Origin of the sequence: Tenacibaculum sp., assembly GCF_048269885.1 — a bacterium.
In the GTDB taxonomy this organism is placed as follows: Bacteria; Bacteroidota; Bacteroidia; order Flavobacteriales; family Flavobacteriaceae; genus Polaribacter.
The window spans coordinates 1-25,567 of the sequence record NZ_JBLWTZ010000004.1 but is presented as its reverse complement, the minus strand read 5'-3'; the positions used below and the strand labels follow the sequence as shown (position 1 = coordinate 25,567).

The window sequence follows — 25,567 nt, the reverse complement described above, 5'->3', positions numbered from 1 at the left end:
AATATTTTAAATTAAGAACGTTTGCTGATTTCATCACGAATTTTAGCCGCCAATTCGTAGTTTTCATTGGCTACAGCATCGTTAAGTTGTTCGTGTAATTCTTTAAGTGATAAGTGTGAGTAGTTCCCCTGATCTTCTTCTTCCTCTTCTATTGAAAACTCAATTTCATCTTCATCAGTCTCTAGGTCTTCTTCAATCGTTAATTCCTCATCCATTTTTAAATAAATCCCTGCTTTATCTAAAATGTTTTCATAGGTAAAAATTGGCGCTTCAAATCGAACTGCCAACGCAATAGCATCGGATGTTCTTGTATCAATTACTTCCTCTACTCCTTCACGTTCACAAATTAAACTTGAATAAAATACACCATCAACTAATTTGTGTATAATTACTTGTTTAACAATAATGGAAAAACGATCTGAAAATGTTTTAAATAAATCGTGAGTTAGGGGTCTAGGCGGACGGATTTCCTTTTCTAAAGCTATAGCTATTGATTGTGCTTCAAACGCTCCTATGATTATAGGAAGTGTTCTGGTTCCTTCCATTTCACTCAGCACTAAAGCATATGCCCCACTTTGTGTTTGGCTATACGAAATCCCTTTTATAGTTAGTTTAATTAAACTCATGTACGATCAATCATCATAAAATACAAAAAAACTGTCTAAATTTAGGCCTTTTGCTTAAAATTTTAGACAGCCTTCTAAAGTGGGCACAATTTACTAAAAATTATGAGTTGTACTCTAATTTCTAGAAAAAGAAAAAATTACCACTATTTTATGCTTGTTTAAAAGCTTTTAATTTCTCTACTAACTGAGGTACAACTTCAAAAGCATCACCAACAATACCATAATCTGCAGCCTTAAAGAAAGGAGCTTCAGGATCTGTATTGATAACTACTTTTACTTTAGATGCGTTAATTCCTGCTAAATGTTGAATTGCACCAGAAATACCGATAGCAATGTATAAATTTGAAGCCACAGGCTTACCTGTTTGACCAACGTGTTCGCTATGTGGGCGCCATCCTAAATCAGACACTGGCTTAGAACATGCCGTTGCAGCACCTAAAACATCTGCTAACTCTTCTACCATTCCCCAGTTTTCAGGTCCTTTTAAACCTCTACCTGCAGAAACAACGATATCAGCATCAGCAATGGTAACTTTACCCGTTGCTCTATTCATACTTTCTGACTTTATTCCTAACTCTGGTAATGCAGCATCAAAACTTTCAACAGAGCCACTTACTGTATTTTCATGCGCTCCGTAAGAATTTTTAGCTACGCCAATTACTTTTTTTTCTGTTGAGATTTCAGTATTGTTGAATCCTTTGTTTGAAAATGCTTTTCTCTTAACGACAAAAGGACTTGTGCTACTTGGTAATGCTACCGCATTTGAAGCGTACCCTGCCTCTAAACCTACAGCAACTAACGGTGCTACAGTTAATCCATCAACACTAGAGTCAATAATTACTGTGTTTGCTCCTTTTGCTTCAGCAACTTGTTTAATAATTGAAGCATATCCTTTGGCATTAAATGAAGCTAAGTCATTCTTTACTTCTACTACCTTCTCTGCTCCATAAGTATACAATTCAGAAGCATCCCCTCCATTAATAGTTAATACTATTAAATCGCTTCCTAATTGTTCTGCTACTTTTTTTCCGTATGAAACAACTTCAAAAGCTGTTTTTTTGAATTTTCTTTCCGATGAATCGGCAAAAACTAATACAGACATATTTATTTTATTTTTTTAGTCGTTAGTGGTTATTTTTCAACTATTAAACACTAACAAATATTTGTATTCTTTACTTTTAAACTCTATTAAAACAATATAGCAAATTAAATTACTTTTGCTTCGTTATGTAATAAATCGATTAAATCATCTACATTATCCACTAACTTAACCGCTCCTTTTGGTGCTGGTTTTTCAAAGTTTTGAGTTGCTGTTGCCGCTGGCGCTCCAATTGGCTCAACCACGTTTAAAGGTTTTTTACGTGCCATCATAATACCTCTCATATTAGGGATACGTAAATCTTTTTCTTCCACAATTCCTTTTTGACCTGCAATTACCATAGGTAATGTTGAAGATACTTTTTCTTCACCTCCGTCAATCTCTCTATTTAAAGTAGCACTTGTTCCGTCAACCTCTACACCAACGCATCCATTAACAAAGTTAAAATCTAACAAAGAAGCTAGCATTCCTGGAACCATTTGCCCGTTGTAATCGGCAGATTCTTTTCCTGCTAACACTAAATCATATCCTCCATTTTTAACAACTTCAGCTAATTCTTTAGCAACCATAAATCCATCTGTTGGTTCAGCGTTTACACGAATTGCATCATCTGCACCAATCGCCAAAGCTTTACGCAAAGTAGGCTCAGTAGAAGCTCCTCCAACATTCACTACAGTTACGCTTGCTCCTTGCTTTTCTTTAAACCACATAGCACGAGTTAAACTAAACTCATCGTATGGATTTATCACATATTGAACTCCGTTAGTATCAAACTTTGTATCGTTATCTGTAAAGTTGATTTTTGAAGTAGTATCAGGTACATGACTGATACAAACTAATATTTTCATATATCGTTGTTTTAAAGAAACTTAATTTTGTGCGACGAAGTTAAGAATTTTTTTTAATTTACTATGCGTGCATAATAAATTTTTTATTCAACATTCGTCAGCCTCAAAATTAAGGTATTATTATTACATAATCATTTGTTGGTTTTAAAGCTACAATATTACTCCTATTTTTATTATTTTTGCACTCTTGATAAACAACTACTTATAAAACGTATGAAAACAGTACAATTTAGAGAAGCCGTTTGCGAAGCAATGAGCGAGGAAATGCGTAGAGACGAAAGCATTTACTTGATAGGAGAAGAAGTTGCTGAGTATAATGGTGCATATAAAGCCAGTAAAGGAATGTTAGACGAGTTTGGTGCCAAACGCGTTATTGATGCTCCTATTGCTGAATTAGGTTTTGGTGGTATTGCTGTAGGGTCAGCAATGAACGGTAACCGCCCTATTGTTGAGTATATGACTTTCAATTTCTCTTTGGTAGGAATTGACCAAATCATTAACAATGCTGCGAAAATCCGTCAAATGAGTGGTGGACAATTTAACTGCCCTATAGTTTTTCGTGGACCGACAGCTTCAGCAGGTCAATTAGCTGCAACACACTCACAGGCTTTTGAAAGTTGGTATGCTAACTGTCCTGGATTAAAAGTTATTGTTCCTTCCAACCCATACGATGCTAAAGGTTTATTAAAGGCAGCTATTCGTGATGACGATCCTGTAATTTTTATGGAGTCTGAGCAAATGTATGGTGATAAAATGGAAATTCCTGAAGGAGAATATATCATTCCTATTGGAGTTGCTGATATTAAAAGAGAAGGTTCTGATGTAACTGTGGTATCTTTTGGTAAAATTATTAAAGAAGCATACAAAGCTGCTGACGAATTAGCTAACGAAGGAATTTCTGTCGAAATTATTGATTTACGTACAGTTCGTCCAATGGATCATAAAACTATTTTAGAGTCTGTAAAAAAGACTAATAGATTAGTAATCTTAGAAGAAGCATGGCCGTTTGGAAGTGTTTCATCAGAAATTACTTTTAGAGTACAAGATGAAGCTTTTGATTACTTAGATGCTCCTATAAAAAGAATTACAACTGCCGATGCTCCTGCACCTTATTCTCCTGTTTTATTAGAAGAATGGTTGCCAAACGCTAATGATGTTGTATCAGCTGTAAAAGAGGTAATGTACCGCAAATAATTGAAGAAAAAAGAAATTGAAAATAAATTAAAATCCTTTTGACTCACGTCAAAAGGATTTTGTAGTAAAAAAAATAATGAAACATCTTCTTACCTTATTACTACTACTAACTACCAGTGTTTTAAGTGCACAATTAACTATACAAGGTAAAGTAGTTGATGAGTTTAATACTCCAATGCCTTACGTTAATGTTATCCTAAAAAACACCACATATGGAACCACCACTAACGACAATGGTAAATTTTATTTAAAAACGAATAAATATAGAGGAGTACTTGAAATATCGTTTGTAGGCTTTCAAACACAAACCATAAAAGTTGGTCAAAAAACAAGTTTTTTAAGTGTTGTTTTAAAAGAGGAAAGCAATGAACTAGAAGAAGTTGTTATTGTGACCAAACCGAAAAAGCGCTTAAAGAAAAAGGAAAACCCTGCTTATCGAATTCTAAAAGAAATTTGGAAACGCAAACGAAAAAACGGACTTGATTTAGTTGACCATTATCAATACAAGAAAAATACAGCTATAGAAATAGGTCTAAACAATTTAGACACCCTTTTCTTAAAAAAAATTTTTAAAAAAGAATATCAACAAGCACTCAAAGAAATAAAATATGATAGCGACGGTATAAACTATTACATTCCTATTTACTTAAATGAACAAGTAGCGAATGTATACGGAGATAACAACAACAATAATATTAGAGAAGATATCGAAGCTGAAAAATCTAAAGGCTTGAGCGCTCAAGGTTTTATTTTTGACAGAATGGCGAATACTTTTCAAAATGTTGACGTCTTTAAAAACAACATCAACTTACTTCAAAAACCCTTCGTTAGTCCTTTATCTACTGATGGTTTTTCTACCTATGATTACGTTCTTTATGATAGTATTGTAAACAACAATAAAAAGCTTTACAATATTTTTTTCTTTCCAAGAAGAGATGGTGATTTAGCTTTTCAAGGAAATTTTTGGGTAGCTGACAAAAACTTCTCAATCAAAAAACTAAAAATGAAAGTCCACAAAAGCATCAACCTAAACTTTGTAAGAGGGCTTACTTTTGAAAAAGAGTTTGAAGTTAGAAACGACAGTATTTACATTCCTACTAAAAATGCTTATGAAGGCGACTTTACCTTTATTGATAAAAATGAAAGTAATAAGGGTTTAACAATTAAAAAGAACATTACTTTTAAAAACTACGTTCTTAACAAAGCCTTTCCAAAAAACTTTTACGAACAAACTATTGAAAAGATTAGACCCGATCAATACGAAAAAGAAGAATCGTATTGGGAAGCTGTTCAAACTAACGAAAGCAAAAACACATATAAGTTAATTGAAAGCGTTAAAGAAAAGAAACAAATAAAAAACCTAACAGGACTTATTAACACTGTAGCTAGTGGATACATAAACACAAATCTTGGTGTGCAAATAGGGCCTCTATGGACTGCTTTCGCAAACAACCAAGTAGAAGGGTTTAGAACTAAGATGGGATTCCGAACTTTCATCACAAAAGACGATCGTTTTCGCCTAGGCGGTCATGTTGCCTATGGATTTAAAGACAAACGGGTAAAGTACGGTGCTGAAGCTCGCTATCTTTTATCTTACAAGCCTAGAATTGCTGTTGGAGTGGCATACCAAAACGACATTGAACAATTAGGTAGTACTCTATTAAACACTACTCAGCTTTTAGGAAGAAGCTTTGGTACAGCAGCATTATTTTCAAGAGGAGACAACTATTTTTTATCCAACATTGAAAAAATAGCCACAAATTTTGACTACCAAATTCAGCAGAACTTACATATAGGATTTAATTTTTCTCATTCAAAAATAGCCTCTGCATCTGAAAAAGATTTCTCTATGGACTATATCGATGAAAACGGAAATATTCAATCACAAGTCACAGATGTTGCTTCTGACATTTATGTTTCTTTTACCCCTGGTAGATTTGTATATGGACTAGGTGTAGAAAGACGTTTTGGTAGAAATGTGTTCCCTACTTTTGTGCTAAATTACCGAAAAGGCTATAAAGGCCCTTTTAACGGAACTCACAGTTACGATAAAATTCAATTCAAATATAGCCAACCTATTCTATTAGGTAAATTTGGGACTTTGGATGCAAGTATCGAAGCAGGAAAAACATTTGGTACCGTCCCTGTTGCTTTATTAAGCCCTATTCCTGCCAACCAAACATTTTCATTGGTTAAAGACACTTTTGCTTTACTGAATTACTACGACTTTGTTGCTGATGAATATTTAGCAGGACACTTTGAACATCACTTCAACGGTTACATCCTGAACAGAATTCCGCTATTAAAAAAATTAAAATTAAGAAGTTTAGTTTCTTTTAGAGCCGCATACGGAAACATCTCCCCAGAAAACAGAGCTATAAACGATGGGCTAATGAATAGTAGTGGAGCATATAATGTTAACTACAACGCCCCCAATAAACTGTATTATGAATACAGCGTTGGGTTAGAAAATATTGGGTATGGTAACTTACGTTTTTTAAGAATTGATGCTATTTGGAGAAGCAATTACACCCCTCCAGCAGGCTCAGTTGTTGCTCCAACACCTGAGTTCGCGATTCGCATAGGAATTAAACCCGGCTTATAATCATACATTTAACCATAAAATACCTTTATTTTTTCTTTAAAAAATCTAATAAATTACTACTTTTGCAAACCGATTTTAGAAAACGAAGAAAAGTTTAGAATATATGACCGCAAAAGAAAGAAAAACAGTTGATGTTTTAATTGAAATACCAAAAGGAAGTAGAAACAAGTACGAGTACGATTTTGATTTAGGAAAAATTCGTTTTGATAGAATGTTGTTCTCTTCAATGATGTACCCAGGAGACTACGGGTTTATTCCTCAAACTTTAGCGTTAGATGGTGATCCGTTAGACGTATTAGTATTGGGTGCTGAACCAACTTTTCCAATGTGTGTTATGGAAGTAAAGCCAATTGGTGTTTTCCATATGGCAGACGAAAAAGGTCCAGATGAAAAAATCGTTTGTGTACCCGTATCTGACCCTATTTGGAATAGATATAATGACATAGCCGACTTAAACCCGCACCGCCAAAAAGAAATCACTCACTTCTTCCAAGTATATAAAGATTTAGAGAAGAAAAAAGTTGATATTGGAGATTGGGGTAATGCTGATGAAGCATACGAAATTTTAGACAAATGTTTAGAGCGTTATGAAAATAGCGAACACAAAGCAAAAGGAAATTTTACTATTTAATTTGTAGAATTCTTCTCTAATAAAATACAAAACCTCTCAGTTACAACTGAGAGGTTTTTTGTTTAGTTATTGATTTTGTTATATTTACGAACACTTATAACTAATCAAATAACAATAACATGAAACAAAACATGATATATGTGCCAATACTATTGGCAATTTTAGGACTGGTTTTTATGTATATAAAAATGGTCTGGGTTAAAAAACAAGACGCAGGAAATGATAAAATGAAATCCATTTCAAAAAGTATTAAAGAAGGAGCTCTTGCTTTTTTAGCTGCCGAATACCGATTGTTATTAATCTTTGTAATTATTGCTTCATTAGCTTTATTCGGAATCTCTCAAGTAGTAGAAACAACCAGCATTATGATTGTTCCTGCATTTATTATAGGAGCAATTTTTTCTGCTCTAGCAGGAAACATAGGAATGCGAATAGCCACCGATGCTAACGCGAGAACAGCAGAGGCTGCAAAAACCAGTTTACCACAAGCTTTAAAAGTATCTTTTGGTGGTGGTACCGTAATGGGACTTGGAGTTGCTGGTTTAGCTGTTTTAGGACTAAGTCTATTCTTTCTAATTTTCGTTGGTCAGTTTATTACAGATGGGGGTAATTTTTACAATGAAATGACAGTTGTATTAGAAGCCTTGGCTGGATTTTCTTTAGGAGCTGAATCTATTGCTTTATTTGCTCGTGTTGGTGGTGGTATTTACACCAAAGCTGCCGATGTAGGTGCCGATTTAGTAGGAAAGGTGGAAGCTGGAATCCCTGAAGACGACCCTCGTAATCCAGCTACCATAGCAGATAACGTAGGTGATAATGTGGGTGATGTTGCAGGAATGGGAGCCGATTTATTTGGTTCGTATGTAGCAACTGTATTGGCAGCCATGGTACTTGGCAACTATGTTATTAGAGATATGTCGATAGATTCTGCATTTACTGATGCCTTTAACGGAATGGGACCAATTTTACTCCCTTTAGTAATTGCAGGAGTTGGTATTATAGCTTCTATTATTGGAACTTTTTTAGTAGGTATAAAAGACAATACAGCCAAAGAAGCACAAGTACAAAAAGCATTAGACACAGGAAACTGGGTTGCCATTATTTTAACCTTAGCGGCAAGTTTTTTCTTAATAAAATGGATGCTGCCTGAAACCATGCAAATGAAATTCTTCGGCGCAGGTTTTAAAGAAGTAGCATCTATCAATGTGTTTTGGGCAGCCTGTATCGGTTTGGCAGTAGGTGCTCTAATTTCTATGGTAACTTCGTATTACACCAGTTTAGGTAAAAAGCCTGTCTTAGCTATTGTGCAAAATAGTGCTACTGGTGCAGGAACTAATATCATTGCTGGTTTAGCGGTAGGTATGAAGTCTACTTTCTTATCTGTTTTATTATTTGCTGCTGCTATTTATGGCTCGTATTACTTTGCCGGTTTTTATGGTGTTGCTTTAGCAGCTTCAGCAATGATGGCAACAACAGCTATGCAGCTAGCTATTGACGCTTTCGGACCTATTGCTGATAATGCAGGTGGAGTTGCTGAAATGAGTGAATTAGAAGATCATGTTCGTGAGCGTACCGACATATTAGATTCTGTTGGAAACACAACTGCTGCGGTTGGTAAAGGATTTGCCATCGCTTCTGCTGCTTTAACAGCCTTAGCATTATTTGCTGCTTATGTAACTTTTACAGGAATTGACGGAATTAACATTTTTAAAGCAGATGTATTAGCAATGTTATTTGTTGGAGGAATGATTCCTGTAATATTTTCAGCATTGGCAATGCAATCTGTAGGAAAAGCAGCTATGGAAATGGTACATGAAGTTCGTCGTCAGTTTAGAGAGATTCCAGGAATTATGGAAGGAACCGGTACTCCTGAATATGCAAAGTGTGTAGATATTTCAACCAAAGCAGCCTTAAAAGAAATGATTTTACCAGGGTTAATTACCATTATTACCCCAGTAATTATAGGGTTGGTTTTTGGCCCTGAACCTCTAGGTGGTTATATGGCCGGTGTTTGTGTATCGGGTGTTATGTGGGCTATTTTCCAAAATAATGCTGGTGGCGCTTGGGATAATGCAAAAAAATCGTTTGAAGCTGGTGTTGAAATTAACGGAGAAATGACCTATAAAGGTTCTGATGCGCATAAAGCAGCAGTTACAGGTGATACCGTTGGAGATCCTTTTAAAGACACCTCAGGACCATCAATGAATATTTTAATTAAACTTACATGCTTAGTTGGTTTAGTTATTGCTCCAATATTAGGCGGACATACTTCTTCTGATACACATGAAAAAACAGAAAATAGTAAAGTTTGGATTGACAAGAATGGAGAAAAGCATGAGGTAAAACTTTCTACTAATGCTGAATTTACTACAGAAAACAAACTAGAAAACATCGTTAAAGTAACTATTGAAAAGAATGACGACGGTACTGCTAAAGCTATTATTACTACCACAATTATTAAAAACGATGAAGAAACAACTGAAGAAAAAACGTTTGAAGGCACTTTAGAAGAAGTTGAACAAAAAATTAAAGAATACGAAAACTCAAAAAAAGAATAAACTTTAAAATCGTATAAAACCTACACCCGATAGCAGTATTTCTATCGGGTTTCTTATTTTCTATAAAAACCACCTACACCACACATTACTCAATAATAAAGCTTAAAACACAAACAAAACACCAACCTAAATGTTAAAAAACAATACAAAATTTAAAAAATCTTTGTTTTCTAAAAATATGTTTTTAAATTGGTATCGCTAGAGAAATTAAAAAAAAGAATTGCTGATTACCGAAATTGCTGATTACCGAAAATTCTACATTATTTCTTAACAAACCTAAAAGTTAATACCGTAAGGGTGCTAAAAATATTTTTGCGCAAGAATGGTCATAAAGCTATGAGTGACTAAAAAGAAATCATGGAAAAGTTAAATTATTAAATGCTATTCAAATGGTTAAAATTATACTACTCATAATAGCATTTATATTAAAAATTATAGTAAAATGAAAACATTAGAATTAAATCAAATGGAATTACTTCATGGTGGAGTTTCTTGTTCTGGCGGATTTGGGTTAGCTGCGGGACTTCTTATTGGAGGTTTTATTACTGCCGCATCAGGGGGCACTGGAATAGGTGGTGCAATATATATAGCTGGAGCTGCTGCAACATGGATTAATGGAGTTTTTAATAAGGATTGTTAAATAATAAATAAAATTTTCGAAGTATGAAAAGATTAGAATTAAATCAAATGGAAAATATTCATGGAGAAGGATTCTTTGATGGATTATGTGCAGGTTTAACTCTTGCTCGTGGAGGTATTGCAATATATGCAATAGCAGTAGGTTCTGCTGTACCTGGAGCAAATGTTGTTTTAGCAGGTGCGCTTATAGCTTGTGGAACAGCAGCAGCATTAAGAGCTTAAAAAATTAATCTAGGCATTGTTTGATTTTTCTTACAATGCCTTTAAAAATTTTAAATATGAAAATTAAATATTATCGGAGTATTTCTATTGTTTTATTTATAATTATATGTATTCTATCTTATTTCATTGTATCAGAATCAGTCTTTACAATAGAAGTATCAATTCCTTTAATCATAATAGCATTAATTATTTTGGTATATCTTGAGAAGACTATTATTCTTAATAAAAAGGGAGAAAATTAATATTTATGTATAAGAGAAACTACATCATATTAATTATAATTTCAGTAATCTCTATTTTTTGCATAGAGATTACTAACTATACATTAAATATTAATAAACTAGTTTACGAATATTATATTGAAAATTTATCACAAGATTTGCTTAATGAAGCAATCGAGAAAAAAAACAACTGGGAATGGTTATTTCACTTAATAATTCCTTTAATAATCTTATTAAGGTCTGGTTTGGTAGCTTTATGCTTAAACATAGGGTTATTTTTCTACGACACTGAAAACAAGATAAAATTTAAACAATTATTTAGAGCAGCCCTATTAGGAGAGTTTGTATTAGTATTGGTAGGTTTTGTAAAACTACTATATTTTTTATTTATAAAAACAGACTATACCTTACAAGACATTCAGCAGTTTTATCCTCTAAGCTATATTAATTTTTTAGATATTGAAAATTTAGAACCTTGGCTTATATACCCTTTACAAACCATTAACTTATTTGAAATAGCCTACTTTTTTGTACTGGTATATGGAGTACACAAACTGTTAAAAAACAACTATTGGAAAAGTTTTGAAATCACCGCAGCTAGTTATGGTACTGGTTTGGTTATTTGGTTAGGGTTAGTGATGTTTTTAACCTTAAACCTAACCTAGTCTAAGGTTAGTTCAAAAAGTTCATTGAGCGTAGTCGAAATGAAAAAATAGTTAATAAAAATAATATAATGAAGAAAAAACTAAAATTGTTTATAGGAATTGTATTGGTATTAGTTGTTACTTTTTTAGGTTATAAAATAACCACCAAGCTCAACCATAAAAAAGAGGTCGCTAAACGTATTAAAACCATCCCTAATTTTTCTTTTACAACCCTAAACGAAGAAATTTTTACACAAAACAACCTACAAAACAAACCTACGATTTTTGTATACTTTAATACTGAGTGTGACTATTGTCAATCAGAAGCTACAAAAATTCAAAAACGCTTACAAGATTTTAAACACACGCAATTGATATTTGTTTCTTATGAAAAAAAAGAGCAAATCATACAGTTTGCTATAAGCTATAAATTAGATAATCAAAAAAATGTTACTTTCTTAGAAGATACCAAGGCTAAGTTTGCCACTATTTTCGATGTAAACTCTATACCCTATATCGTAGTATATAACAAAAACCAAGAACTACTGCAAAAATTTAAAGGAGCTACCAAAATAGAAGATATTTTAAAAGTCATTCCGTAACAAAAAATGGCATGAAAGAAAAAATACATTTTAATGGTATGAAAAGTAAATTTTAGATAAAAGAAATGTTTTGTTGATTTGAGTGAAGGAGAAGATACTGTATTGTTATAGTAAATACATCATTACCAAAAAGTAGTATCCCTGTCTAAACGTAGAAATAGTGAACGAAGAAACAGAATTGCGGTGCGGAGCACAACGCATGAAGTTTACTGAGAGAACGATACGGAGTAATTTCCTTGTTTAGACTTGATTTTTTGTTTCGTTTTTTATCAAAAAAAAAATGAAACCGACATAATTGAAAAGTTTAAAAGTTAAATAGTGACTTATTTTTTGTAAAAACTGTGTAAACCCTGTTAGAAAATAAATTTATGAACAAAAAAAACATTCATAAAACCCATGTATTACAACATGACCAATCTGATTGTGGAGTGGCCTGTTTATTATCGTTAATTCAATATTACGGAGGAGCAAACTCCATAGAAAAATTAAGAGAATTAAGCGGTACAACACGCCAAGGAACCACCTTATTAGGTCTATATCAAACTGCCAACCAAATAGGTTTTACAGCACAAGGTAACGAAGCAGACATTCAAGCATTGATAGAACATGATGCCCCATTAATACTACACGTACTTCTAGAAAACAAATTACAACACTACGTGGTTTGTTATGGGTTTAAAAACAACCAGTTCATCATAGGCGACCCAGGAAAAGGAATTTCAACCCTTACTAAAGAAGAACTAGAAAAAATATGGATCTCTAAAACCTGCTTAACCCTAAGCCCTAACGAAAAATTTATAAAAGCGGAAGAAACAAAAAAGTCAAAAAAACAATGGTTTTTTCAACTATTACAAGAAGATAAGCAATTACTCACCACAAGTATCGTACTAGGAGTAGGAATTGCCGTATTAGGAATGGCAATGTCTGTATTTTCTCAAAAACTAATCGATGATATTTTACCATCACAAAACACCAAAAAATTAATATCGGGCATTGGGCTTCTAACCTTTTTGTTACTAGTAAGAATTGGCTTTACCTCCTTAAGAGAATTGTTATTAATAAGACAATCAAAAGACTTCAACAACCGAATAATTGACTCTTTTTACACCTCTTTACTCCATTTACCAAAACCTTTTTTTGACACCCGTAAAATAGGAGAATTAGTAGCGAGATTAAACGATACAAACAGAGTGCAAAAAGTAATCAAGTTCATAGCCAGCAATGTAGTTATTGATGCTTTAGTTGTATTAGTATCGTTTGGTTTTTTATTTTTCTACTCATGGAAAGTAGGTATTATCGCTTTGGTTAGTTTGCCTATTTACTTTTTCATAATATACCGATTCAATCATAAAATTATCAAATCGCAAAAAGAAGTCATGCAAAGTTATGCCCTAAACGAAAGCAATTACATCAGCTCAATGCAAGGCATAGCCACTATAAAAAACTACAACAGGCAATCATTCTTTCAAAAGATAAATCAATTAGTATTTGGTAACCTGCAAAATAAAATTGTTGATTTAGGCAAAATAAATGTACGTTTAGCACTACTCTCAGGTATTGCAGGAGTCTTGTTTTTAATGGCTATTTTATCATATACCTCATACCAAGTATATCAAAAGCAAATGCTATTAGGAGAACTAATGGCAATATTAGGTATTGCAGGCTCACTACTACCATCAATAACCAACTTAGCACTAATTACCATACCTATAAACGAAGCAAAAATAGCCTTTAACCGTATGTTTGAGTTTACATCGATAGAAAAAGAGAAACAAGGAACAATAGAACTCACAAATTTTGAACACCTACAAATAAACGACCTATCTTTTCGTTTTGCAGGCAGAAGTCAACTACTAAAAAAAGTAAACCTTACCATAAAAAAAGGAGAACTCTCAGCAATTGTTGGAGAAAGCGGAAGCGGTAAAAGTACCTTAGGACAAATACTACAGAAATTCTACGATTTTGAAAACGGGACAATCATTATCAACAAAAAAGAAGCTCTTAACGATATTGAGTTAACTAGTTGGAGAAACTTAGTAGGAGTTGTACCACAAGAAATCACCATTTTTAACGGCAATGTATTAGACAATATTTTATTAGGAAGAGAAGACACCCCAGAAAACATTGTGAAATTTTGTCAAGAACACGGTTTTGAAGAATTCATTAAAGAGTTTCCGCAAGGATATGCTACCATACTAGGAGAAGAAGGAGTGAATTTATCAGGAGGACAAAAACAAATCATAGCCCTAGCACGTGTTTTATATAAAAAACCACAACTACTAATTTTAGACGAGGCCACTGCTGCTATGGACAGAAAAACTGAAAAATTCAGTATCCAATTAATTACTAGATTAAAAGAGCAAATGGGCGTACTATTTATTTCCCACCGTTTAGAAACCCTAAAAAAATATGCCGATACGATATATGTATTAGAAAAAGGAGAAACCACTATAAAAGGAAACCATGAACAATTATTAGAAACCTCAAATTTTTACAGCAATCACTGGAAAGAACTAGGAATCAACTAGTTGAATTTACAACAAAAAGAATAAACTTTAAAATCGTATAAAACCTACACCCGATAGCAGTATTTCTATCGGGTTTCTTATTTTTGTGGCGATGTCAAGAACCGTCCGTATTTTTTCTATAGACACCCCTAAGCTCTTCAAGCAAAAACTGTTTGTTTGGGCTAAACAATTTGAAACAGCTATTTGGCTAGATTCTAACAATTACGAGCAACAATATAGCTCTTTCGATTGTGCTTTAGCTGTAGAAGAGTTTACCTCTATCAAAACAGATTATCACAAAGCTTTTGATAAACTAAAAGAATATCAGTCTTTCACCAAAGACTATATCTTTGGCTACATTAGTTACGATGTTAAAAACGATACTGAAAGACTAAGTTCAAACAACTTTGACGGACTTCATTTTCCTGACTTGTATTTTTTTCAACCTCAAAAATTAATTTTCATCAAAGGAAACACAGTTGAATTTCACTACTTACAAATGATTGATGATGAATTGGAAGAAGATTTTGAAGACATTATTGAAACGAACCCTTCTATTGATCATTCTCAACAAGAGAGAACTGATGACGTAAAAATAAAACTACGTATCCATAAAGATGAATACCATCAAAAAGTAGAAAAAGTATTAGAACATATACATAGAGGAGATATTTATGAAGCTAACTTCTGTCAAGAATTCTATGCAGAAAACACTGTTATAAATCCCTATAGAGTATACACACAATTAAACAAAATATCAGAACCTCCATTTGCAACGTTTTTTAGAAACGACAATCATTACCTACTATCAGCAACTCCCGAACGATATCTTAGAAAAGAAGATTCTAAAATTATTTCGCAACCTATTAAAGGGACAGCAAAACGTTTAATTGACCCGATTGAAGATGAAAAAATAGCTTTTGATTTAGCTCGTGACGAAAAAGAACGATCAGAGAATATTATGATTGTAGATTTAGTTCGTAACGACTTATCGAGAACAGCTAAAAAAGGAAGTGTTTTCGTAGAAGAACTATGTAAAGTATACTCCTTTAAGCAAGTACATCAAATGATTTCTACTGTCGTTTCAGAAATTGAGAACACCACACATCCAGTCGATGTAATTAAAGACACCTTTCCAATGGGAAGTATGACTGGAGCTCCAAAAATTTCTGCCATGAAAATCATTGAAGAATTAGAAGAAACCAAACGTGGTTTATACTCTGGAACCATAGGCTATTTTACTCCAAATGGTGACTTCGATTTTAACGTAGTTATCCGAAGTATTTTATACAATTCCGATAACAAATACGTTTCATACTCCGTTGGTGGGGCTATTACAGCTAAATCTACTCCAGAAAAAGAGTATGAAGAATGTTTACTCAAAGCCAAGGCCATGAAATATGTACTAACACACACTAACAAAAGTTAACTATATTTATAGCAAATACTCATAATAAGTATTTCTAATCAAAAAACTATTACAAAAAATAAAGAGATGAAAAACACAATTAAACTTATACTGTTCGTTGCTATTATTGCATCAATGACGTCTTGTAAAGCAAACAAGTATTCATTTTTAAACGACTATCCTACTAAAAATGTTCCTTTGGTTGACAGTACAAACTTTAGCAATCATGTAGAGGGTAAATTATTAACAAAACCACAACAAGAGCTTTTAAAGCTTCCTTTAATTTTCGAAGAACAATTAAATGAGAAAAACGCTAAAATTGGTATTTCTTATCTTCCTAAAATATCAGAAAACTTTCAATCGGTAGTATATTATTTCTATCCAAATAATACTGAGTTAATCTCTATGTTGGTTACTTACGATAAACAATTCAATATAATTAATAGTCAAGTATTGGCTTATGATGAAATAGCAGAAGGAATGTTAAAAACCACCTCTACTCTTAATAAAAATAGTATTGAATTAGTTGAATATATTTCTGACGCTCCTTCTACTATTATTTTTAATATTTTAGAAGACGGAAACATTACTAGAGACTAATGACACACCATACATTCACATTCAATTTTCATAAAACTGAGTTTTTTGGTCAGTATTGGCAACCAGAAACTGCTAAAGCCATCGTTGTAATTATTCACGGAATGGGAGAACATTCTGGAAGGTATGAACACGTCGCAAAAAAGCTTACTGATAATAATTTTGGAGTAATTGCTTTTGATCACTTCGGACATGGAAAAACAACAGGAAAAAGAGGACATAACCCAGGTTACAATTATGTTTTAAAAAGTGTAACCAAACTAATTGAAAAAGCGAAAGAGGTTTTTGGTAACAAACCTACCTTTTTATACGGGCATTCTATGGGGGGTAACACTGTAATTAATTACACGCTTAGAGAAAAACACCATCTAAACGGAGTCATCGCTACCAGTCCTTTTTTACGTTTGGCTTTTCAGCCACCTGCTTGGAAACTTTCGTTGGGAAAAGTAATGCAAAAAATAGCTCCCTCTGTTACTTTAGGAAATGAGTTAGATGCTAATGATGTATCTCGTGACCCTATTGAAGTTGAAAAATATCGTAATGACTCATTAGTTCATGATAAAGTAAGTCCTAATTTTTCTTTATCATTTATTGATGCTGGTGAATGGGCTATTAAAAATGCCTCCTCTTTAAAAACACCAATGTTCTTATTACATGGTACAGGTGATAAAATTATTGATTATAAAGGCACAGAAGCTTTTGCAAACAATACTTCTAAAGCTAGTATAAAATTATTCGAAGGTGGGTATCATGAATTACAAAATGACTTATGTAAAGAAGAAATGTTACAAGATGTTGTAAACTGGCTAAACACTCAATTACAATAATTATTATTTCCATGCTCCAACAATTAGCAAAACATATTGACGAACAATTTTCTTTTTTAAAAGAAAAAAAGTTGCTAATTGCTATCTCAGGAGGAGTTGATAGTGTGGTACTAGCACACCTATTACATCAGCTACATTTCAATATTTCATTAGCACATTGTAATTTCCAATTAAGAGGAAAAGAAAGTGATTTAGATGAACTCTTTGTTAAAGAGTTAGGAAAAAGCTTGAGCATTCAAACGTTTACAACACGTTTTAATACTAAGGAATACGCTAGTAAGAACAAATTATCAACACAATTAGCAGCAAGAGAGTTACGTTACCATTGGTTTGACAGCTTAAGCAAAGAAAATACTTTTGATTATATATTAACTGCGCATCATGCTGATGATAATTTAGAAACCTTTTTAATTAATCTCTCTCGAGGTACGGGATTAGAAGGTTTGACTGGAATACCTTCAATTAATGGAAATATCATTAGACCGTTACTTCCTTTTTCTCGTGAAGAGATTCTAACCTTTGCTCAAAGCAACAATATTGAATGGCGGGAAGATGAAAGTAATGCAGAAACTAAATATTTGAGAAATAAGATTCGTCATCAAATAACACCAACACTAAAAGAACTGAATCCCAATATTTTAAACAATTTCAACAAAACAATTGATCATTTAAAAGAATCTCAACAAATTGTTAATGATAAAATAGCAGAAATTACTCATAAAATAGTCTCAAACGAGGGTGATTTGTTAAAAATTAGCATTGAAAAACTGTTAAAATTATCCAATCCAAAAGCATACCTATATCAGCTGTTAAAGCCTTATGAATTCAAGGAATGGAACGATGTTTACAACTTGATTTATGCACAATCTGGCAAGCAAATTTTAACAAAATTTTATACTTTGTGGAAAGACAGAGATTTTTTATTACTTTTACGCACTAATGAAAAAAGTTCTTTCGAGGAAGAATATTTCATTAGTAGGGAGGAAAACAAAGAAATTACAGCGCCAATTAAGCTGCTACTAAAAAGGGTTCAAAGGAAAACAAATACTGACAATAAAAGTATTTACGTTGATAATGAATTACTTAACTTCCCCCTTAAACTTAGACGGTGGAAATCCGGTGACTTTTTTTATCCTAAGGGCATGTTAGGCAAAAAAAAAGTAAGTAAGTATTTTAAAGACGAAAAAATATCAATAGTAAACAAAAATAAAATTTGGTTGCTCTGTTCCAGTAAAAACGAGATTATTTGGATAGTAGGAAAACGACAAGATAGACGCTTTTTACCCACAGAAAAAACAACCAAACTATTAAAAATTAGTATTTAATTAACCCCATCAAACTACATATAGAATGAAAAAATTCTTTACTCTATTTTTATTATTCATAGGTTTAGCGGTTTATTCTCAATCTGATGATAACCCCGTAGTTGTTACTCCTAAAGTAGAGAAAATCTCTGATACTGAGTACGACTTAATTTTTGACGTGTTAATTGCTGAAGACTGGCATTTATACTCTCAGTATAATCCAGAAGATGCTTCACTACCTATGACAATTACACCAGCAGAAGGACAATCTGGATATACCTTAAATGGTAAAGCCAAAGAAAGTGAAACAGAAACTCAGTTTAGTGAAATCTGGGGAAAAGATGAAATCTTTTTTGTTGAAGAAGGTAAAATAGTACAACGAATTACTCTTTCTGACACTACTTTAACAAAAATCACCTTAAATCTTGACGCGCAAGTATGTAAGGAATACTGTTTACCTTTTGATGAAGATTTTACATTTTCATTAACCGGAGAAGAAGTAGCACAAACTATTGCTGAAGTTGATGATAAAAGTAAAGAGTTATCTCAAACTTTAAACTTAGACTTAAAAAACACTGTTTTATTAAAAAGCTCAACTGAATCAAGCTCAGGTGAAGAGGAAGACAATAGCCTATTAAATATTTTCTTATTAGGTTTTGTAGGTGGGTTATTAGCTTTTTTAACCCCATGTGTATTCCCAATGGTTCCTTTAACGGTATCTTTTTTCACCAAACGTACCGAGAAAAAAGGAAAAGGTGTCGGTAGTGCTGTTTTATACGGTTTCTTTATCGTATTAATTTATGGGTTAATAAGTTTACCTTTCCATTTCTTAGATACATTAGATCCTGAAATATTAAATAGTATTTCAACGAACATTTGGTTAAACTTATTCTTCTTTGTTATTCTAATATTCTTTGCTGGTTCGTTCTTCGGCTTTTACGAATTAACATTACCTAGCTCTTGGAGTAATAAAGCAGATAGCGCTTCTAATATTGGAGGAGTAATCGGAATTTTCTTCATGGCATTAACTTTAGCTATTGTATCATTCTCTTGTACAGGACCAATTTTAGGGTCATTATTAGCAGGATCGTTAAGCGGTGGAGCGATGCAATTATCAGTAGGTATGGTAGGGTTTGGATTAGCTTTAGCATTACCATTTGCTTTGTTCGCTATGTTCCCTAACTGGTTAAACACCTTACCAAAATCTGGTGGATGGTTAAATACTGTTAAAGTTGTTTTAGGGTTTATTGAATTAGCTTTTGCTTTCAAATTCTTATCAAATGCTGATTTAGTAGGTCACTGGGGATTATTAAAAAGAGAAATCTTTATTGGTATCTGGGCTTTAATTGCACTTTTATTAGCTCTTTACTTATTTGGATTTATTGGTAAACGATATGGAAAAATGACTCTTTTTAGAGTGTTAATAGGAATCGGTGCATTAGGTTTAGCGGTGTATTTAGCACCAGGTGTTATGGAGAAACCAGCATGGAGTCAAAATGAATTATTAAGTGGATTTGCTCCACCTAAATTCCACAGTATCTATCAAAAAGACAATCACTGTCCACTTAACTTAAATTGTTTTAAAGATTTTGATGAAGGTATTGCTTACGCAAAATCAGTTAACAAACCAGTATTATTAGACTTTACAGGATGGGCATGTGTTAACTGTCGTAAAATGGAAGAGAATATTTGGAGTCAACCAAACATCTACTCTCTAATTAATGATGATTATGTATTAATTTCATTATACGTAGATGACCACCAAAGAACGTTACCAGAAGAAGAGCAATTCGACTTTATCAAATCTAATGGAAAAGTAAAGAGAATTAGAACTTATGGTGATAAATGGGCAACTTTACAAGCTGCTAACTTTAAAACAGCTTCTCAACCATTCTATGTGTTAATGAGTCCAGAATTAGAGGTATTAAACTCACCTCAACAATATACAGATCATACAACTTACTACAATTGGTTAAAAACTGGTTTAGACAGATTCAACGCTAACTAATTTTAGTATTCGTATTATAATATTTAAAGCCTCTTTTTAAAAAGAGGCTTTTTTTATATCTTTCAATAAAAAATATATGACACCAGAAACTATTATCAGTATATTTTTAGGAATAGGCTTAGCTGCTTCAGTAGGCTTTAGAGTGTTTTTACCGCTATTTGCATTGAGTTTAGCAGGATATTATAACCTTATCCCTTTAAATCAAAACTGGCTATGGGTAGCTAGTTCACCAGCTATTATAACCTTGGGAGTCGCTACAATATTAGAAATATTTGCCTATTATATTCCTTGGTTTGATAACTTACTCGATACTGTAGCAATTCCATTAGCTGCTATTGCTGGTACTGCTGTAATGGTTTCAACTGTAGCAGATTTATCTCCGGTAATCACTTGGGCTTTGGCAATTATAGCTGGTGGAGGAACCGCTACAGCCATTAAGGGCACTGCTGCTTCTACTCGACTTAGCTCTACCGCAACAACTGGTGGAATTGCCAACCCTGTTATTTCAACTGTAGAAACAGGCACTTCAATAGTAATGACTGCCTTTTCCATTTTTTTGCCTATAGTAGCTGTTATTGCAGTGATTTTAATATTTATTGGCATCCGTAAAATATATAAGTCCCTCTTTCCTATGTCGAAAAAGGCATAGTTATTGGTACTCTTTTTATAAATGGAACTTTATGAAAAATAGCATCACCACCCTTTTTTTAATAGCAGCTATGTTTACTGCTACTGCCCAAGAAGTCGATAAAAAAGAGAAAACACCTAAAAGTATTTACACCTTTTCCAAGGTATCAACTCTTTTTTATGATTCATCAACAATAAACAAAAATCTAGATTTAACAGGATTCTCATTTTTTATTGTAAGTCAACAAGATATTGACAACAATACTTTCTCTATCCCATTTAACAAACTTAGTAAAAAGCCCACAGCCTTAATTTATGATGATTATATCGATTATCAGAACAACAATCTTTTAAAAGGCTTCTTAAAAAAGAATGATCCAACTCGTTGGACTCCACAGCAAATGCAATTACAATAACTTTTATTTTTTTCTCTATCTTTAACGAAAAGAGAAAATATGCTAGTAAAAGTCTATGGAAGTGCTGTTTTTGGTATTGAAGCAACTACAATTACTGTTGAAGTAAATATGGATAAAGGTATAGGATACCACTTGGTGGGGTTACCTGATAAAGCTGTAAGTGAAAGTTCGTATCGAATTTCTGCTGCCTTAACTAACAACAGCTACAAATTTCCCGGAAAGAAAATTATTATTAACATGGCACCTGCCGACATTCGTAAAGAGGGTGCTGCCTATGACTTAACCTTAGCTATTGGGATTTTAGCGGCTTCCAATCAAATAAAATCAGAACATATTGATGCATATATTATTATGGGAGAACTTTCTCTTGATGGAAGTTTACAACCCATAAAAGGAGCCTTATCCATAGCTATCAAAGCACGTGAAGAAGGGTTTAAACATTTTATCCTACCCAAAGAGAATGCTAAAGAAGCTGCTATTGTTAGTGACTTAAATATTCTTGGAGTAGACAATATTATGGAAGTTGTCAATCATTTTGATGGCAACAAGCAAATCGAACCTACAACCGTTGATACTCAGGCTGAATTTTACAAACATATCAACTTTCCAGAATTTGATTTTGCTGATGTAAAAGGACAAGAATCTATAAAGCGTTGTATGGAAATTGCTGCAGCTGGCGGACATAATATTATTCTTATTGGACCTCCAGGAGCGGGTAAAACAATGTTAGCAAAACGACTCCCTTCCATCCTTCCTCCTATGACCTTACAAGAAGCTTTAGAAACCACAAAAATTCATTCTGTAGTTGGAAAAGTAACAAATACTGGCTTGGTGTATCAGCGTCCTTTTCGTTCTCCACATCATACTATTTCTGATGTTGCACTCGTAGGTGGAGGGCAATATCCGCAACCAGGTGAAATATCTTTGGCACATAATGGTGTGTTATTTTTAGATGAACTACCCGAGTTTAAACGTACTGTTTTAGAAGTAATGCGCCAACCTTTAGAAGATCGAGAAGTTACCATATCACGCGCTCGTTTTACTGTAAACTATCCTAGTAGTTTTATGCTAGTAGCAAGTATGAACCCCAGTCCTTCAGGATATTTCAATAATCCTGACTCACCTGTCACCTCCTCTCCTGCCGAAATGCAACGATATTTAAGTAAAATTTCTGGCCCCTTGTTAGATAGAATAGACATTCACATTGAAGTAACTCCAGTGCCTTTTGATAAGCTTTCTGATGAACGAAAAGGAGAAAGTAGCGTAGATATTAGAAAAAGAGTTACCCATGCTCGTGAAATACAAACAACTAGATTTAAAGACTTTGAAAACATTCATTACAACGCACAAATGAATGTAAAGCAAATTCGTGAATTTTGTAAATTATCAGAAGAAAGTAAGAACTTATTAAAAATAGCCATGGAAAGATTAAACCTATCGGCTAGGGCTTATGACAGAATTTTAAAAGTATCTCGTACTATTGCCGATTTAACTTCTTCCGAAAACATACAATCCGAACATATTACCGAAGCTATTCAATATAGAAGTCTAGACCGTGAAGGTTGGTTGGGATAATTATGACATTAAAATTTAAGCAAGCCTAGGGCTTCAAAAAACAGTTAGGGAAATGTTAAAAAATTGTGCTTTCATTTAAAATCACTAATTTAGACGCTTATTATAACGCTAAACAGCAAAATTAAACATACACCCTAATGAAAAAACTAGTTTACTTATTGGCATTTTCTATTGCCTTAGTTTCATGTAAAGAGGAGCAAAAAGATTATGTGACTTTTTCTGGAAAAATTACCAACAAAAACTCTGAAACAGTTACTATTTCTAACCCTCAATTTAAATTCAACAAAGTAATTAAAGTTGGTGAGGACGGAACCTTTAAAGATACTATGAATGTAAAAGATGGTTTCTACAGACTTTTTGATGGTAAAGAATACGCTACTTTATACTTAAAAAATGGAGCCGATATTAACGTAACAGTTGATGCTAAAGAATTTGATGAAACGATAACTTATACGGGTGCTGGTTTTGAAGAAAGTGCTTTCTTAGCTCAATCTTCTTTAAATCAAGAAAAATTATTTGGCGATAAAGAATTAATGGATTTACCGGAGTTAGATTTCAGATCTAAAATTTCTTCTTTTGTTGACGACTTTAACAAAAGATTTGAAGGAGCTTCATTAGATTCTACGTTCGTAGCAAACCAAAAACAAAGTATTACTGGTTTAGAAAAGTACTTAACTAAAATGTATAACGACAAGCAATACATTGCTAAAAACTTAGCTAAAGGTGCTGAATCTCCTAAGTTTGTTGATTATGAAAACAATGCGGGTGGCACTACTTCTTTAGATGATTTAAAAGGGAAATATGTGTATATCGATTTATGGGCTACTTGGTGTCAACCATGTAAAAACGAAATTCCTTTCTTAAAAAAAGTTGAAGAAAAATACCACAATAAAAATATTGAGTTTGTAAGTATTTCTGTTGACAGACAAAAAGACTACGAAACTTGGAAAAAAATGATTGTTGATAAAGAATTATCGGGTGTACAATTATATGCTAAAGAAGACAACGCTTTTATGGATGCGTACAGAGTATCAGGAATTCCAAGATTTATTTTATTAGATCCAGAAGGAAAGATTGTAGACTCTAATGCTCCAAGACCTTCTAATCCTAAATTAGTTGAGTTATTTGAATCATTAAATATCTAGTCTTAAAAGACGTTTATAATAAAAAAGCCCACTAATTAGTGGGCTTTTTTATTGCTTATATTATTCTTCTTTAGATTTATTAAAAATAATTATATTTGCCGAATGAATTTTTTTATAGAAGAATTATCATTTAAAATATCTTGCGGTGGCAGAAACTGCTACCAACTAGATTTAGGCTATAAAGTAATCGACTTTACTTTCTGTCAGCTATTAGCCTTCAGGAAAAAAGTATTAGAATACGCTTCTTATGAATCATTAGAAACGATTATCGATGGAGACAACTTCATACTCCTTTTTGCAGCAGACAACAAACACCTATTATTCCTAGAAGTACCTCAACTTATAGAGTTAAGAGAGCTTCTTTTATCAGTATTTAAACAGAAAAGTTTTTACTAAGACTGGCTTTAAATTAGGTGCTCCATTCTTTTTAAAGCCTTATAATCTGTATCTTTATAGTATTAAAACTAAATAAAATATTATGGAAACAGCAATAAGAAGAGACATGATTTTAGATGTGGAAGTAGTTGATTTGCTAAACCACCAAATAACGATGGAGCAACAAGCTTCTTCTAAATACTTAGCCATGGCGTCATGGTGCGATCAAAGAGAACTTAGAAATAGCGCCGCATACTTTTATAAGCAAGCTGAAGAAGAAAGAGAGCACATGATGAAAATATTCAAATTCGTTAACGATAATGGCGGTAGTGCAATGTCACCTATAGCTACTGAAGTTGCTCACGAATTTGAGAGTTTACGAGCTATTTTTGAAGCTTCGTTAGATGCAGAAATAGAGGTTACCAAATCAATTCACCACGTATTCAAAACCGCAAGAAAAGTAGGTGATTTCACTTCTGAAATCTTTTTACAATGGTTTGTAACAGAACAAGCTGAAGAAGAAGAAAAAGTAAGAGATATATTAGACCTGATTGGTTTAATGGAAGGTATGCCATTAAAAATGATTGATGAGCGTATTCCTACCGAATAAAACTTTTATAAACAGTATAAAAAAATCCCGCAACTTAGTTGCGGGATTTTTTTGTTATCTTTTTAATAGAAGAGCCTCTATTCTCGCCAATCGTTCTTTTAATTTTTCTGTTTCATCTTCCAGCTTCTTTAGCTTAACATCTTTAGCATGTAATGCTTTTTCTTGCTGAATAGTATATAAGGTTAATTCTTCTATTTTCTGCAATAATTTGGCATTCATTTTCCCTAATTCAATTCCTCCATTGTCATTCACTTCTTTAGCACTCGGAATATTTTTTAG

At 33.0% G+C, this 25,567-nt stretch carries 23 protein-coding genes and 1 pseudogene; 20 read left to right on the top strand and 4 right to left on the bottom strand.

Features of this window, described 5'->3' with window-relative positions:
- Positions 1 to 11 precede the first annotated feature (11 nt).
- From ACN0WY_RS04100 to ACN0WY_RS04090, 3 genes are all read right to left on the bottom strand, one after another.
- Entirely contained in the window at positions 12 to 626 is a 615-nt protein-coding gene (locus ACN0WY_RS04100) for a bifunctional nuclease family protein (protein WP_330488521.1), read from the bottom strand.
- A 148-nt stretch (positions 627 to 774) separates the two neighbouring features.
- On the bottom strand, positions 775 to 1,728 hold the full coding sequence (locus ACN0WY_RS04095) for an electron transfer flavoprotein subunit alpha/FixB family protein (RefSeq protein ID WP_330488522.1): 954 nt from the start codon (positions 1,726 to 1,728) through the stop codon (positions 775 to 777).
- Positions 1,729 to 1,832: 104 nt separating this feature from the next.
- Positions 1,833 to 2,573 (bottom strand): electron transfer flavoprotein subunit beta/FixA family protein, encoded by a 741-nt coding sequence (locus tag ACN0WY_RS04090; RefSeq protein WP_330488523.1) that lies wholly within the window; start codon positions 2,571 to 2,573, stop codon positions 1,833 to 1,835.
- Positions 2,574 to 2,786: 213 nt separating this feature from the next.
- On the opposite strand from ACN0WY_RS04090, the gene ACN0WY_RS04085 reads away from it, so the two are divergent.
- The 20 genes from ACN0WY_RS04085 to ACN0WY_RS03990 all read left to right on the top strand — a co-directional run bounded on the left by ACN0WY_RS04085 (position 2,787) and on the right by ACN0WY_RS03990 (position 25,288).
- A complete protein-coding gene (locus tag ACN0WY_RS04085) occupies positions 2,787 to 3,767 on the top strand; it encodes a pyruvate dehydrogenase complex E1 component subunit beta (protein WP_330488524.1) in 981 nt (326 codons plus the stop codon).
- Between the two features lie 76 nt (positions 3,768 to 3,843).
- A complete protein-coding gene (locus ACN0WY_RS04080; protein WP_330488525.1) occupies positions 3,844 to 6,372 on the top strand; it encodes a DUF5686 family protein in 2,529 nt (842 codons plus the stop codon).
- Between the two features lie 103 nt (positions 6,373 to 6,475).
- Positions 6,476 to 7,003 (top strand): inorganic diphosphatase, encoded by a 528-nt coding sequence (locus tag ACN0WY_RS04075; protein WP_330488526.1) that lies wholly within the window; start codon positions 6,476 to 6,478, stop codon positions 7,001 to 7,003.
- Positions 7,004 to 7,122: 119 nt separating this feature from the next.
- A complete protein-coding gene (locus tag ACN0WY_RS04070) occupies positions 7,123 to 9,561 on the top strand; it encodes a sodium-translocating pyrophosphatase (RefSeq protein WP_417799643.1) in 2,439 nt (812 codons plus the stop codon).
- A gap of 442 nt (positions 9,562 to 10,003) precedes the next feature.
- Positions 10,004 to 10,201 (top strand): hypothetical protein, encoded by a 198-nt coding sequence (locus ACN0WY_RS04065; RefSeq protein WP_330488528.1) that lies wholly within the window; start codon positions 10,004 to 10,006, stop codon positions 10,199 to 10,201.
- 23 nt (positions 10,202 to 10,224) lie between these two features.
- Positions 10,225 to 10,422, top strand: coding sequence for a hypothetical protein (locus ACN0WY_RS04060; RefSeq protein ID WP_330488529.1), 198 nt, complete (start codon positions 10,225 to 10,227; stop codon positions 10,420 to 10,422).
- A gap of 247 nt (positions 10,423 to 10,669) precedes the next feature.
- Positions 10,670 to 11,308 carry a hypothetical protein gene (locus ACN0WY_RS04055; protein WP_330488530.1) on the top strand — a complete coding sequence of 213 codons (639 nt, stop codon included), beginning with the start codon at positions 10,670 to 10,672 and terminating at the stop codon, positions 11,306 to 11,308.
- Positions 11,309 to 11,376: 68 nt separating this feature from the next.
- Positions 11,377 to 11,889: a TlpA family protein disulfide reductase gene (locus tag ACN0WY_RS04050; RefSeq protein ID WP_417799642.1), complete on the top strand. Its 513-nt coding sequence runs from the start codon at positions 11,377 to 11,379 to the stop codon at positions 11,887 to 11,889.
- A 368-nt stretch (positions 11,890 to 12,257) separates the two neighbouring features.
- Positions 12,258 to 14,417: a peptidase domain-containing ABC transporter gene (locus ACN0WY_RS04045; RefSeq protein ID WP_417799641.1), complete on the top strand. Its 2,160-nt coding sequence runs from the start codon at positions 12,258 to 12,260 to the stop codon at positions 14,415 to 14,417.
- Positions 14,418 to 14,508: 91 nt separating this feature from the next.
- Complete coding sequence (pabB, locus tag ACN0WY_RS04040) at positions 14,509 to 15,825, top strand: aminodeoxychorismate synthase component I (protein ID WP_417799640.1); 1,317 nt, start codon at positions 14,509 to 14,511, stop codon at positions 15,823 to 15,825.
- 66 nt (positions 15,826 to 15,891) lie between these two features.
- Positions 15,892 to 16,404, top strand: a complete 513-nt coding sequence (locus ACN0WY_RS04035) for a hypothetical protein (RefSeq protein ID WP_417799639.1) — start codon at positions 15,892 to 15,894, stop codon at positions 16,402 to 16,404.
- Positions 16,404 to 17,228 carry a lysophospholipase gene (locus ACN0WY_RS04030; protein ID WP_417799638.1) on the top strand — a complete coding sequence of 275 codons (825 nt, stop codon included), beginning with the start codon at positions 16,404 to 16,406 and terminating at the stop codon, positions 17,226 to 17,228. Before ACN0WY_RS04035 ends, ACN0WY_RS04030 begins: the two co-directional genes overlap by 1 nt.
- A gap of 11 nt (positions 17,229 to 17,239) precedes the next feature.
- On the top strand, positions 17,240 to 18,553 hold the full coding sequence (gene tilS / locus ACN0WY_RS04025) for a tRNA lysidine(34) synthetase TilS (protein ID WP_417799637.1): 1,314 nt from the start codon (positions 17,240 to 17,242) through the stop codon (positions 18,551 to 18,553).
- 25 nt (positions 18,554 to 18,578) lie between these two features.
- Positions 18,579 to 20,540, top strand: coding sequence for a cytochrome c biogenesis protein CcdA (locus ACN0WY_RS04020; RefSeq protein WP_417799636.1), 1,962 nt, complete (start codon positions 18,579 to 18,581; stop codon positions 20,538 to 20,540).
- Positions 20,541 to 20,616: 76 nt separating this feature from the next.
- Positions 20,617 to 21,189: a DUF4126 domain-containing protein gene (locus ACN0WY_RS04015; protein ID WP_330488538.1), complete on the top strand. Its 573-nt coding sequence runs from the start codon at positions 20,617 to 20,619 to the stop codon at positions 21,187 to 21,189.
- A gap of 31 nt (positions 21,190 to 21,220) precedes the next feature.
- The gene (locus ACN0WY_RS04010; RefSeq protein WP_417799635.1) at positions 21,221 to 21,583 is read left to right on the top strand and encodes a hypothetical protein; all 363 of its coding nucleotides are present in this window, start codon (positions 21,221 to 21,223) and stop codon (positions 21,581 to 21,583) included.
- 39 nt (positions 21,584 to 21,622) lie between these two features.
- Positions 21,623 to 23,158 (top strand): YifB family Mg chelatase-like AAA ATPase, encoded by a 1,536-nt coding sequence (locus tag ACN0WY_RS04005; RefSeq protein ID WP_330488540.1) that lies wholly within the window; start codon positions 21,623 to 21,625, stop codon positions 23,156 to 23,158.
- 137 nt (positions 23,159 to 23,295) lie between these two features.
- Positions 23,296 to 24,303 carry a TlpA disulfide reductase family protein gene (locus ACN0WY_RS04000; RefSeq protein ID WP_330488541.1) on the top strand — a complete coding sequence of 336 codons (1,008 nt, stop codon included), beginning with the start codon at positions 23,296 to 23,298 and terminating at the stop codon, positions 24,301 to 24,303.
- A gap of 102 nt (positions 24,304 to 24,405) precedes the next feature.
- Positions 24,406 to 24,699: a hypothetical protein gene (locus tag ACN0WY_RS03995; RefSeq protein WP_417799634.1), complete on the top strand. Its 294-nt coding sequence runs from the start codon at positions 24,406 to 24,408 to the stop codon at positions 24,697 to 24,699.
- Between the two features lie 82 nt (positions 24,700 to 24,781).
- Entirely contained in the window at positions 24,782 to 25,288 is a 507-nt protein-coding gene (locus ACN0WY_RS03990; RefSeq protein ID WP_417799633.1) for a ferritin, read from the top strand.
- A 54-nt stretch (positions 25,289 to 25,342) separates the two neighbouring features.
- Here ACN0WY_RS03990 and ACN0WY_RS03985 read toward each other — a convergent pair.
- Positions 25,343 to 25,567, bottom strand: a pseudogene (locus tag ACN0WY_RS03985) (cell wall anchor protein); the annotation flags it as partial.

Coding starts and splice junctions, on each gene's coding strand:
- ACN0WY_RS04100 (WP_330488521.1), bottom strand. CDS start 626: ATGAGTTTAATTAAACTAACTATAAAAGGGATTTCGTATAGCCAAACA.
- ACN0WY_RS04095 (WP_330488522.1), bottom strand. CDS start 1,728: ATGTCTGTATTAGTTTTTGCCGATTCATCGGAAAGAAAATTCAAAAAA.
- ACN0WY_RS04090 (WP_330488523.1), bottom strand. CDS start 2,573: ATGAAAATATTAGTTTGTATCAGTCATGTACCTGATACTACTTCAAAA.
- ACN0WY_RS04085 (WP_330488524.1), top strand. CDS start 2,787: ATGAAAACAGTACAATTTAGAGAAGCCGTTTGCGAAGCAATGAGCGAG.
- ACN0WY_RS04080 (WP_330488525.1), top strand. CDS start 3,844: ATGAAACATCTTCTTACCTTATTACTACTACTAACTACCAGTGTTTTA.
- ACN0WY_RS04075 (WP_330488526.1), top strand. CDS start 6,476: ATGACCGCAAAAGAAAGAAAAACAGTTGATGTTTTAATTGAAATACCA.
- ACN0WY_RS04070 (WP_417799643.1), top strand. CDS start 7,123: ATGAAACAAAACATGATATATGTGCCAATACTATTGGCAATTTTAGGA.
- ACN0WY_RS04065 (WP_330488528.1), top strand. CDS start 10,004: ATGAAAACATTAGAATTAAATCAAATGGAATTACTTCATGGTGGAGTT.
- ACN0WY_RS04060 (WP_330488529.1), top strand. CDS start 10,225: ATGAAAAGATTAGAATTAAATCAAATGGAAAATATTCATGGAGAAGGA.
- ACN0WY_RS04055 (WP_330488530.1), top strand. CDS start 10,670: ATGTATAAGAGAAACTACATCATATTAATTATAATTTCAGTAATCTCT.
- ACN0WY_RS04050 (WP_417799642.1), top strand. CDS start 11,377: ATGAAGAAAAAACTAAAATTGTTTATAGGAATTGTATTGGTATTAGTT.
- ACN0WY_RS04045 (WP_417799641.1), top strand. CDS start 12,258: ATGAACAAAAAAAACATTCATAAAACCCATGTATTACAACATGACCAA.
- pabB (WP_417799640.1), top strand. CDS start 14,509: ATGTCAAGAACCGTCCGTATTTTTTCTATAGACACCCCTAAGCTCTTC.
- ACN0WY_RS04035 (WP_417799639.1), top strand. CDS start 15,892: ATGAAAAACACAATTAAACTTATACTGTTCGTTGCTATTATTGCATCA.
- ACN0WY_RS04030 (WP_417799638.1), top strand. CDS start 16,404: ATGACACACCATACATTCACATTCAATTTTCATAAAACTGAGTTTTTT.
- tilS (WP_417799637.1), top strand. CDS start 17,240: ATGCTCCAACAATTAGCAAAACATATTGACGAACAATTTTCTTTTTTA.
- ACN0WY_RS04020 (WP_417799636.1), top strand. CDS start 18,579: ATGAAAAAATTCTTTACTCTATTTTTATTATTCATAGGTTTAGCGGTT.
- ACN0WY_RS04015 (WP_330488538.1), top strand. CDS start 20,617: ATGACACCAGAAACTATTATCAGTATATTTTTAGGAATAGGCTTAGCT.
- ACN0WY_RS04010 (WP_417799635.1), top strand. CDS start 21,221: ATGAAAAATAGCATCACCACCCTTTTTTTAATAGCAGCTATGTTTACT.
- ACN0WY_RS04005 (WP_330488540.1), top strand. CDS start 21,623: ATGCTAGTAAAAGTCTATGGAAGTGCTGTTTTTGGTATTGAAGCAACT.
- ACN0WY_RS04000 (WP_330488541.1), top strand. CDS start 23,296: ATGAAAAAACTAGTTTACTTATTGGCATTTTCTATTGCCTTAGTTTCA.
- ACN0WY_RS03995 (WP_417799634.1), top strand. CDS start 24,406: ATGAATTTTTTTATAGAAGAATTATCATTTAAAATATCTTGCGGTGGC.
- ACN0WY_RS03990 (WP_417799633.1), top strand. CDS start 24,782: ATGGAAACAGCAATAAGAAGAGACATGATTTTAGATGTGGAAGTAGTT.